The sequence below is a fragment of the Haloferula rosea genome (assembly GCF_016595525.1).
Lineage (GTDB): Bacteria > Verrucomicrobiota > Verrucomicrobiia > Verrucomicrobiales > Akkermansiaceae > Haloferula > Haloferula rosea.
Genome location: NZ_JAENII010000005.1, coordinates 197,236 through 208,389, shown reverse-complemented (window position 1 = coordinate 208,389; position 11,154 = coordinate 197,236). Strand labels below are relative to the sequence as shown.

The window sequence follows — 11,154 nt, the reverse complement described above, 5'->3', positions numbered from 1 at the left end:
GTGGATTCCCGATGCCCTCCTGAATTGCCAACGCCCTCCCGGACTGGAATTCGCGCATTCCCCCTTCCCTCATTCGCTGAGGAACACCCTTCCATGCTAATGCTTGGTCGCCGAGCACTCCCCCACGCCCTCGAAAGGCACCCCCGGAAAAAAAGCGAGGGCCCGGTCGAAACTCACCAGGAAAAAACCCAAAAACCTGACGAATTCGAAACCGAGCCCTCTACCTTTGGGCTTTGGGCCTTCAGGCGAAATCTTGCTGCCTTGCGGCAGTCGATCTACACCCCTAAAACGTCGCAGCGGCCGGATTTTTTCAGTAAAACTTCGTTTTCCCGAAGAGACCCTTCGGAAAAACCCATGACTCGAATCGCTACCCTTTGATTTCCAACAACATCTGAGGATTGTTGGGGAAGCGTTTCAGGAAGAAAAGAAGCCGCTCCATGGCCTCCTCAGGGCGGTGTCCTGATAGACCACGCCGGATCATGTGGATCTTGTGCAGCGTGTGCTCGGGAAGCAGAAGCTCCTCCCGGCGGGTCCCCGATTTGAAGATATCAACCGCCGGATAGATGTAGTTTTCCGCGATTTTCCGGTCCAGAACGAGTTCCATGTTCCCCGTTCCCTTGAACTCCTGGAAGATCGCCTCGTCCCCCCGGCTGTTGGTCTGAACCAGCGCGGTCGCCAGAATCGTCAGCGACCCGGCCTCCCGGGTGTTCCGCGCTGCCGCGAACAAGCGACGCGGCGTCTCAAGCGCCCCCACCATGATTCCTCCGGAACCCACACCACGGCCCTTGCTGCGCATGCCACCGTTGTAGGCACGGGCGAGGCGCGTGATGGAATCCATCAACAGGAAGACATGCTTCCCTGCCTCGACCAGGCGCTTGGCACGCTCGATCGCAATCTCCGCGATCCTTGTATGGTTGCGCGGATGCTCATCGTTCGAACTCGCATAAATTTCGGCCCCGGGCAGGGATCGACGGAATTCCGTCACCTCCTCCGGACGTTCGTCCACCAGGAGGACCATCAGGTGCAGGGTTTCATCGTGAAGCTCGCGCACCGCTTCCGCGACATGCAGCAGGAGCGTCGTTTTGCCCGAGCGCGGTGGGGAAACAATCAATCCACGCTGCCCCCGACCCACCGGAGAAATCAAATCGACCACCCGGGTCGTGTAGCGGTCCTGGGTCGTTTCAAACGAAATCCGCTTCTCCGGATTGATCGCCTTCAGTTCCTCGAAGGCCGGTGCCTTCCTCGCTTCTTCAGGCGGCAGGTCGTTCACCGTGGTGATGTCCACCAATTGGGGACCACGTGGCCCCTGCTGCGTGAATCCTTCAATCCACACCCCCACCCTCAAACCATGCTTTCTCACCAGATCGGGTGAGACAAAGGCATCATCCTTCGCCTGCTCGAAGTTCTTCTCGGGGAGTCGAAGGAAACCGAATCCCTTCGGGGCCATCTCCAACAATCCGCTGATTGCCTCCTTCGGCCCCTCAAGCACCACCGGTCGGTCCTCGTAGTCATCACGCTGATCGCCATTGCCGCGACCTTCCTCACGGCCACCACGATCTCCGCGATCTCCACGGCGACGACGACGACGGCGGCGCTTGTTGCGACCTCCACCCTCCTGACCACCTTCTCCACCGCGATTCTGTCCTCCTTGGCGATTCTGGCGGTCCTGACGATCCTGATTGCCCTGCCCGCCCTGACGGTCCTGATTGCCCTGCCGGTCTTGATTCCCCTCACGACGTCCCTCGCGACGATCATCGCGGCGGTCGTCGTCACCACTGCGGTCCACCGGACCTCCACCAGGCACGCGGCCATAGCGAACCTTCTCGCCCCCCTCTCCGGAATCCTGACGCCCCCTGTCATCCCTGGTCCGGCGCTCCTTCGGCGGAGCCGATGAGTCCCCCTTGGAGGATGGGCCGTCGTAGGTTGATGACTCCTTGGATTCGGGCTTCCTTGCCTTCACCTCGGTGGCCTCGGACTTGTTGGAGGCCTTCGGTTCATCCTTGGCGGCAACTTCGTCCGAACTCTTCGCGACGTTCTTGGTTGCCTGCTTCGCGGCCTTCTTCGCCACTTTCTTGGTCACCTTCTTGGCAGCCTTTTTCGCCACCTTCTTGGCGGCTTTCTTCGCCGCTTTTTTCGCAGTCTTCTTGGCCGCCGGCTTCGGAGAATCCGCAAAAAGTTCAGGCTGGTGAGTCGGGTCGTCGCTCATGGATAGGTCGGTTTGGGGAGAAAATGTTGGAGAGGGACTACGCGTTGAGTTGCTCAAGCACGGCGTCGCTGATTTCGAAATTGGTGAAAACGTTCAGGGTGTCCTGATACTCGTCGAGGCGCTCGTAGAGCTTCATCACCCGCTGCGCCAGCTCCTCGTCCTCCACCACACTGGGAGTCTGGGCGATGGAGATGAGCCGCTCGGACGTCGGCTCGAATCCAGCTTCCCGGAGCTTGCCGGCCACAGCCGCGAGTTCAGTTGGCGAGGTAAGCACGTCGTGTTCCTCCTCGTCGAAAAGCACGTCGTCGGCTCCTGCAAGGATCGCCGACTCCATCAGCGAATCCTGATCGACCCCGGCGGCGGGAATCCGGATCTCACCCTTGCGGTCGAACTGATAGGACACGCTGCCCTGGGTCGCGACACTGCCACCATTCTTGGTGAAGATTTCACGCATGTCGGCTGCCGTCCGATTGAGGTTGTCGGTCGCCGTCTCGATGATGAAGGCAATGCCCTCGGGACCGTAGCCCTCATAGGTGACCTCTTGGATCGCATCGCCCCCCAACTCGCCGGTCCCCTTCTTCACCGCACGTTCGATCTTGTCCTTCGGCATCGAAACCGACTTGGCGTTGTCGATGGCCGTGCGCAGGCGTGCATTCATGCCCGGATCTCCACCTCCATCGCGGGCTGCGATGGCGATTTCGTGGGCACACTTGCTGAATACCTTACCCCGGATGACATCCACCCGGGCCTTGATATGCTTCACCTTCGACCACTTGTTGTGACCTGCCATTGAAGTACTCTTGGGAAACGTGGGGTTGCTCCAGAAATCACCCGAATCATCCGGGTTCGCTCTGATGGAGCCGTTACGATTGCGTCAGGCCGGGGAAATCAGGGTTCCGGGCACACAAATCGGCCGATTGGAACTTTCAAAACCCGGAGTGTCTGGAAACCATCACAGACACGTCCTCGCTCGAACGGGGCCACTCTGCGTCCCCGGACCCTCCTTGGCAAAGGAATTCTTCGGCCACGGGAATCGCCCACGAGGACCCCATATCCTCCAAATCTCCCCCTTCCCGCCCGGCAGTCGCTCCCCGGGTCACTCACCCATCCGCGGTCGCACACCGGGAACGGCCCGCGGCCTGGAGGACGAGTCGTCATCCTCGGTGCCGAAGACCCGATCACGGCCCGCGGATGTCACCACTTCCTCCCCGATCTCCAGAGGAGTCCCCCAGACATCGACCAACTCTCCTGCATGATTCCGATCCACCAAGCCCCTGCCTTCGAATTCCTCGAGGAATGAATCGAGTTCGAAGCGACGGCCAACCGATTGGCGGGCACGCTCGATCTCCGCGGCCAGCACGCTGCATTGGGACCTCATCTTCGCCTGCTTCAGTCGGCCGGCAAACCACCATGCACCCGTTCCGAGAAGGACGGCCAAGACAACCAGGCAAGCCCCAAAATTGCCTCGTCCCTTCATCCGCTACTTGAGGCCGACCGCCTTCCTCACTCGATCAATCACCTTGGTCGCCTCCTCACGAGCCCGGGTCGCTCCTGCAGCCAACACGGAATCGACGTGGTCGATGTTGTCGATCAACTCGGCGCGGCGCTGACGCATCGGCTCGAAGTACTCCCAGTAGGCCTCGGCCAGGCGCTTCTTCAGATCGCCGTAGCCACAGCCACCTTCTTCGTGCGAGCGGATCATGTCCTGATAGGCGGCGTCATCCGCAAACAAACGGAACAGAGGCAGGATCAACGAACCCTCGACCGGCTTGGGATCCTCCACCGGCGTCGAGTCGGTCTTGATGCGCATGATGAGCTTCTTCGATGGCTTCTCATCACCGAAGAGCGGCAGCGTGTTGTTGTAGCTCTTGCTCATCTTCTGGCCGTCGAGACCGGGGATCACCCCCGACTCATCGCGAATCATCGGTTCTGGAACTACTAGAGTTCCCTCACCATACGCTTCGTTGATCTTTCCCGCCAGATCACGCGTCACCTCGAGGTGCTGCTTCTGATCCTTCCCCACTGGCACGAGGTTGGAATCGTAGAGCAGGATGTCAGCGGCCATCAGTACCGGGTAGGCGAACAACCCGTGGTTCGGGGAAATGCCCTTGGCCGTCTTGTCCTTGTACGAGTGACACTTTTCCAGCAGACTCATCGGACAGACCGTCGACAGGATCCACGCCAGTTCATTCACCTCGGGCACATCCGACTGGCGGAAGAAAACCGCCCGCTCGGGATCCAGTCCACAGGCGAGGAAATCCACTGCCAGCTCACGGGTGTAGTCCCTGAGGTCCTGGGGGTTTCGGACGCTCGTCATCGCGTGGTAGTTCGCGATGAAGTAGAACGCCTCTCCCTCATCCTGCAACTTCACCGCAGGCTCCATCGCCCCGAAGTAGTTGCCGACATGAAGTTTCCCGCTCGGTTGGAGACCCGTCAGAATTCGCATGCGGCGGACCATGGAAACTCCCGGCCTCCCGGTCAAGGGGGCTCTACCTCATCCACGACTACGGTGGAGAAACGGATGGCCCGGCGAGGCGATAGAAACGTCGTCCGTAGAGCGCCGTGTCGGGATCACTGAAAACCCAGTTCGCCGAACCCAGGGTCTGTGATGCCACCGCATCCCAGCCACTCATGTCCTCGCTGGCCTCGACCACCACCTCGGTGCCCGGAGTCCCGCTGACTTCGAATCCAAACAGCCCGTTCACCAATCCGGTGGTTCCCGCCACGATCTCCATCGGCATGGGAGCCGCAGTAATGACCACTCCCTCCGCCGCATGGAAGTGCCGCTGCCTGCCACCCTGAGACAGGGTCAACAATACCGCATAGGAACCTACTGGAACCCCCGTCGTATCCGCGCTTCTCACCTCGTTGAGCACGGCGAAGGCTCCGGCCGCAGGCACAGTGAATGCCTCGAGGGTGATCTCGTTCCCGTTCCACGGATTGCGGTCGGGATCCAGAGAGACCGTCAAACCAGGATCCAGGGCCGACGCACCGTCTTGATAGAACATCTCCACCTCGAGGTCCGATCCCGCCTCAAGCGGGCCTGCCGTCGTACGGCGTGCGATGATCAAGTTGGGCCAGACGTCGGTCTTCGAACCGAGCAACTCCCGGTTTACTCCACCCGACACACCGAAATCATAGGTCTGGTTCAAGCCGTCCCGAATCTGACTGCCTCCACCGGGCTGCGCCGTGCTCGTGCGGTCGCCACCGCCGATCCGGCTGTAGAGGAATCCCGTGTCCGCTCCCTGATTCTCTGCCGGCGTCCACCAGGACGTCCTTTGAGAAACCCCGATCGTCTCCTGCGTGTCGGTCGCCGGCGTCGAGAGATCGATCGTTCCATGATACCAGAGATGGGTATCACTGTGAGCTGAGGAGTAACCACCGCTCAGGCTGGTGAGCTTGCGGTTGTAGGCCCCGGAAATGTCAGAACCGTCCGGGAAATCCATGTCCTGCCAGTAGCTCTCCATGTACAGCACGTTCTCCCAACTTCTCGCTGGGACATCCCCGAAGAGGCTGACCGGGTAGGGATCCAAGGCCGTCACCTGATCCACCCAGACGCCCCGCTCCCCGAGATAGCGGGCGATCTCGCACACCACCGAGCCCCCCCGACTGTGCCCGATCAGATGCAGCGGCAGTTCCGCCAAAGCACGACCGTTTCCCGAATCAAGAAGGGTCGGATCGCGAAGCGCATTGGCCGCCACGGAGGCCACCTGACTTGCGGATGATCCGAACAGGCCCGCACGACTCGACCAATCCAGCTTCACCACGATCTCGCCGGACTCCACGGCATTCCAGACCGGACCACCAAGATGGATCATCGACACCTGCAAGCCACCCCCGCCGGAGGTCACCTCCATTTCATAGCAGGAAATGTCATCTCCATCGAAGCCGGGGTGGTCCATCATGACCTCCCCCATCGGGATCACCCAGTCTGTCACGTTGCCATTGAATCCGTGGGTGATCAGGGTCACGCCCCCGCCACAAGCCACCCCCGTGGAAAGACTGCAAGCCGCAAGGAATAGCGGGAACCTTCGCCATGGAGAATCATCGGAACCCGTCATTCCATGCAGCAAACCCCGCCGTCCCTCTCCGGTCAACCTGCAAGGACAGGACCGGCATCGCCACTTGCGCCGTTCTGAAACCGATCTAGCCTCCTCCATGCTTGATCGATGCAGCGAGGGAGCCTGCCGGGCGGCCAATTGGATGCCCCGCTTGCTTGTGGTTGCCGGTATCTACCACCTTCTTTTCTGCCTGTGGACCAATGCGTGGCCGCATCACTATTTCGACTGGTTCGGCGTTGAGCGTCCCCGGCACCCGATGATGTGGCGGGGTATGGGGCTCATCTCCGGGGTCTTCGGCCTCGGCTTCCTGATCGCCGCTCGCTCACCCGTGCGCCACTGGGCCATCGTGCTGGTGGGCTTCATCAAATTCAATCTGGTCCTCATCCTCTTCGTCCTCGCTGCCATCGAAGGCGCCGTGCCCATGGGAGTAGGACTGCTGGTCGGACTTGACGACCTGCTCTGGTGGTTCCCCTTCGCCGCCATCCTCTGGGCCGCGGCCCAGGCCCACGTCGGACGCCCCGCATCCGGCGCGCCGCCCCTCACCATCGATGAGGCGGCCGCCCACTACCGGCTTTCCTCGGATGAGACCCTTGCCGAGGCCTCCGAGAAAGGACTCATCGTGCTGGTGTTCCTGCGTCACTTCGGATGCACCTTCACACGGAAGATCCTCCGTGAACTGGAGGATCTGAAGCAGGAGGCGGAACGCCGGAACGGCCGACTCGTGCTCGTCCACATGCTGTCACCAGGGGGCGAAAATGAATACCTCCGGAACCAAGGAGACGTTTCCCGCATTGCCGATCCCATGTGCGAACTCTACCGCGCCTTCGGTCTGGGCAAGGGGGGCTTCTTTGAGCTATTCGGCCCCAAAGTCTGGCTACCTCTCGCTCTCGCCCTCGTCCGTGGCTGTGGCATCGGCCATGTTGCGGGTGACGGCCTGCAGCTTCCCGGAGCCTTCCTTTTCCACAAGGGCCGGATCCTCAGCTCACAGCGCGCCGAGACCCAGGCCCTTCTCCCGGATCTGCCAGGACTGTTCCGGGAGTTGCCAGTCGAAGACAAGCCTGAGAGCGTTTCCGCATGAGCAAACGATTGGTAGGACGCAGCATCCTCCTCACCGGGGCATCCAGCGGCATCGGCCGCGCAACCGCCAAGGCACTCGTCCAGTCCGGTGCCCACGTCATCGGCGTTTCACGGAGACCCGCTTCGATCCCGGAAGGCGTCACCGCATTGCAGGCCGACCTGACACGCCGCGAAGAGATCACCCACCTCTTCGATCGACTCGAGCAGATCGACGGCCTGGTGAACTGCGCGGGGATCGCCTACCTGTCCCGCCTGATCGACGGGAACCCCACGGATTGGGAAGAAATGTGGCGCGTCAATGTGTTTGCCCTCGCGCTGTGCTGCCAATCGGCCATCCGCAGATTCCCGAAATCCGGAGGGCGCATCGTCAACGTCTCGTCGATGAGCGGTCACCGCGTCCCACCCAGCGGCGGCTTCTACTCGCCCACCAAATTCGCCGTCCGCGCCATCACCGAATCCTTGCGCCATGAAATCAAGGCGGCAGGACTACCCGTCCAGATCGGCAGCGTCTCGCCCGGCTTCGTCGACACCCCACTGCTCGACGACTACTTCCGCGGCCGCGAGGACTCGCTGCAGAAAACCAAGGCCGCCATGACCATGCTCGAACCGGAGGATGTGGCACGCTGCATCCTCATGATGCTGGAAAGTCCGCCCCACGTCGAAATCGGTGACATCCAGCTCCGCAGCGCCGACCAACGGGTCTGAGCCCGACATGAAACTGCGGACATCCGTAGATCTACTAGGATAACCGGAGACACCGTGCCTCCCGGCGCCCGATTCGCCATTCGACAACTTGAGCGTGAGCATTCACGATACCAAGCGTGCGGCGCGTAGCGGTCATCATTGAAACCTCAACTCAGTACGGACGGAACCTCATCAACGGCATCGCCGGATTCGGTCGTCTGCACGACTGGCAACTCCTCTTCGAATACCGGGGGAAGAATACCGCGGAGCCCAACTGGCTCGAAGACTTCGATGGAGACGGCGTGATCACTACCTGCCCGACCCCGACCCACTCGGTCTCTCTCCGCGCCAAGGGAACCCCCGTCGTCGATCTCGGGTCGGGTCGACAGGCAAACGTCGAAAGCGAACTCCTTATCGACAGCGACCACCGCCACGTCGGTGAGCTCGCCGCCGAACACTTCGTTTCAAAGGGCCACCGCCACTTTGCCTTTCTCGGCTACAGCGACCACCCCGTCTCCAGAGAGCGTGAAGCCGGATTCGTGGCTGCACTCAAGAAGCACGGCTACACCCCCGAGCGGCACCACACTCCGGAACGACAGGAACGGAGCTTCGAAATCCTCCACAAAGGGGACGCCACCTTCATCGCCTCACTTCCACGCCCATGCGGGCTCTTCTGCTGCTGGGATGAAGTCGGCTACCGCGCCGTGCACACCGCCCTCGATCTTGGCATCGCCGTTCCCGAAGACCTGGCCGTGCTCGGAGTCGACAACGATCCCGTCTTCTGCGGCACCGCCCGCATCCCGCTCTCCAGCATCGATCCCGACATCACGCGGATGGGCTTCCTCACCGCCTCCTGGCTCGAGGCCCTCATGAACGGCAACAAGGTTCGCGACATCGACCTTCCGAGGCAGGTCCAATCCAAGGGACTGGTGATTCGTCAATCCAGTGCGCTCGAGGCGGTGGACGACCCCCTTGTCCGGCGGTTTCTCGAACTTCTTCGTCAACGACGCCCGGGCACCCTGACCATCGAAGCCCTGGCGGTTGACTGCCACGTCTCTCGCCGCCTGCTGGAACAACGCGTCAAGGCTGCCACCGGCAAGACACCCCGGCAGCACCTCAGCGCCAGCCTCGTGGAAGCAATCAAACGCTTCCTGACACAGACCGACTACACCCTCGCCCACATCGCCGAAGTCCTGGGCTTCGAGCACTCCGAGCGCCTGAGTCACCTCTTTCGCCGCGAAACCGGGAAAACCCCGGGGGAGTTCCGGAAAAACTGGCGGGAAACGGACTTCGCAAAATCGCAACCTCGATTCCCGTCTTCATAAGGTAAATACCAGAAAAGGAGAGTAGCTTGGTTTCAGTCAAGGTGAGCGACCGCTCCCCGCCTCACCGAAAAAAACCAAACACTGCTCCATACCATGTCTGTTCCAACTGCTATCAGCTTCCCGACCAATACCGGCACGACTCGTACCGGTCGCTAATCCAAGAAGCTCAGAACTTTACAAGCCGACATCCCCTCGCGGGATGTCGGCTTTTTCTTGTCCACACCCAGCCCTTGCCATCGCCTTCTGGTTCCCTAGTTTTCGTCCATGCGCCTACCTGCCGCCATCCTCACCCTCGCCGTCTGGTCACTCGCTCATGCCGCCGAACCGCCTGCAGATCCTGCCAACAAAAAGGACAAGGAAGCAAAGGTCGCCGAGCCTGCACCCCCTGTGACCAAGGAAGGATCCGTCACCATCGATGGCAAGGTCATCAACTACGAGGTGACGACGGCCAAGCTGCAGCTCAAGAAGGAAGATGGAACTCCCCGGGCTTCGATCTTCCATGTCAGCTACTTGAAGAAGGACGTCGAAGACCTCGCACAACGTCCTGTCCTCTTCGCTTTCAATGGCGGACCCGGCTCATCCGCAGTCTGGCTCCACCTCGGAATGCTCGGCCCCTATCGCGTCGACCTCCCGGGAGATGGCACCCAGCCACCCACGCCACCCGCCCGACTTGTCAGCAACGAATTCTCCATCCTCGACGTTGCGGACCTCGTCTTCGTCGACCCCGTCTCCACCGGTTACAGCCGTTCGGAAAAAGGGGCCAAGCCAGGTGACTTCCACGGCGTCCAGGAAGACATCGAGTCGATCGCCGACTTCGTCCGACGCTGGGTCAGCGAAAACGACCGCTGGTCTTCACCCAAGTACCTCCTCGGCGAATCCTATGGGGGCATCCGGGTCGCCGGACTCTCCGACAAGCTGCAGTCGCGCTACGGCATGTCGCTCAATGGAGTCGTTCTTCTCTCATCACTTCTCGATTTCCGCACCTTGCGCGGCAGCGACGGCGATGGCCTGATGAATGCCGTCTTCCTTCCCACCTACACCGCCGTCGCCCACCACCATGGAAAGCTCAAGGGCGATGCCGCCGCACTGATCGGGAGCGCACGCAAGTTCGCCTTCGGTGAGTATTCCACCGCGCTGCTCCAGGGGAACCAACTCGACGACAAGACGAAGAACGCCTTGGCCAAACGGCTCAGCGAACTCACGGCCATTCCGCAGGAAGTCTATCTCGACGAGAACCTCCGCCTCAGCCCCACCCGCTTCCGTGCCGAACTTCTGGCAGATGAGGATCAGGTCCTCGGTCGTTTCGATGGCCGCGTCGCCTGGCACGCCCATCAGGGAAGCTCCAGCTATCCCGAGTATGATCCCTCCTTCTCACTCGCCTTCGGAGCCTACTCGACCGCCATGCTCTCCTACCTCACCGAGGACCTCGGGTGGGAAGAGCACGCGCCCTATGAAATCCTCAGCCGCCGGGTGCACCCATGGAATTGGAGTGCCAACAACAGCATCGTCAACCTGACCGGCGCCCTGGCCGGAGCGATGCGAGACAACCCGCACCTGCGCATCCTCGTCATGAAGGGCGCATGCGATCTCGCGACTCCCCCCGACGGCATCGACTACTCGCTCCGCCAGATGGTCGACCTTTCGCAAGCCGCCCGGAACCGGATCTCCCACGCCGAATACGATGCCGGCCACATGTTCTACCTGAACCCACCCGACCTTGAAAAATCCCGCAAGGACCTGGTCGACTTCATCACCAGCAACCCGTGACCGGGAATTGTGACATCAGCTGACGAGGCCTGGG

The 11,154-nt window shown here is 61.1% G+C and carries 9 protein-coding genes; 4 read left to right on the top strand and 5 right to left on the bottom strand.

The genetic code is table 11. The features are described 5' to 3' along the window. Window positions 1–367 precede the first annotated feature (367 nt). The 5 genes from rho to JIN81_RS08790 all read right to left on the bottom strand — a co-directional run bounded on the left by rho (window position 368) and on the right by JIN81_RS08790 (window position 6,177). Window positions 368–2,206 (bottom strand): transcription termination factor Rho, encoded by a 1,839-nt coding sequence (gene rho / locus JIN81_RS08810; RefSeq protein ID WP_200278564.1) that lies wholly within the window; start codon window positions 2,204–2,206, stop codon window positions 368–370. A 37-nt stretch (window positions 2,207–2,243) separates the two neighbouring features. Continuing rightward, window positions 2,244–2,996, bottom strand: coding sequence for a YebC/PmpR family DNA-binding transcriptional regulator (locus tag JIN81_RS08805; protein ID WP_200278563.1), 753 nt, complete (start codon window positions 2,994–2,996; stop codon window positions 2,244–2,246). Between the two features lie 306 nt (window positions 2,997–3,302). Then, complete coding sequence (locus tag JIN81_RS08800) at window positions 3,303–3,644, bottom strand: hypothetical protein (protein ID WP_234044606.1); 342 nt, start codon at window positions 3,642–3,644, stop codon at window positions 3,303–3,305. Between the two features lie 42 nt (window positions 3,645–3,686). Then, the gene (gene trpS, locus JIN81_RS08795) at window positions 3,687–4,652 is read right to left on the bottom strand and encodes a tryptophan--tRNA ligase (protein ID WP_200278561.1); all 966 of its coding nucleotides are present in this window, start codon (window positions 4,650–4,652) and stop codon (window positions 3,687–3,689) included. A gap of 58 nt (window positions 4,653–4,710) precedes the next feature. After that, window positions 4,711–6,177 carry an alpha/beta hydrolase family protein gene (locus JIN81_RS08790; RefSeq protein WP_200278560.1) on the bottom strand — a complete coding sequence of 489 codons (1,467 nt, stop codon included), beginning with the start codon at window positions 6,175–6,177 and terminating at the stop codon, window positions 4,711–4,713. A gap of 232 nt (window positions 6,178–6,409) precedes the next feature. Between JIN81_RS08790 and JIN81_RS08785 the strand changes: the two genes are divergently transcribed. The 4 genes from JIN81_RS08785 (at window position 6,410) to JIN81_RS08770 (ending at window position 11,120) form a co-directional block, all read left to right on the top strand. Beyond that, the gene (locus JIN81_RS08785; RefSeq protein WP_200278559.1) at window positions 6,410–7,345 is read left to right on the top strand and encodes a thioredoxin domain-containing protein; all 936 of its coding nucleotides are present in this window, start codon (window positions 6,410–6,412) and stop codon (window positions 7,343–7,345) included. Beyond that, on the top strand, window positions 7,342–8,049 hold the full coding sequence (locus tag JIN81_RS08780; RefSeq protein ID WP_200278558.1) for an SDR family oxidoreductase: 708 nt from the start codon (window positions 7,342–7,344) through the stop codon (window positions 8,047–8,049). The genes JIN81_RS08785 and JIN81_RS08780 overlap by 4 nt, the downstream gene beginning before the upstream one ends. 116 nt (window positions 8,050–8,165) lie before the next feature. After that, entirely contained in the window at window positions 8,166–9,353 is a 1,188-nt protein-coding gene (locus JIN81_RS08775) for an AraC family transcriptional regulator (RefSeq protein WP_200278557.1), read from the top strand. 264 nt (window positions 9,354–9,617) lie between these two features. Further along, entirely contained in the window at window positions 9,618–11,120 is a 1,503-nt protein-coding gene (locus JIN81_RS08770; protein WP_200278556.1) for a S10 family peptidase, read from the top strand. Window positions 11,121–11,154: the final 34 nt, after the last annotated feature.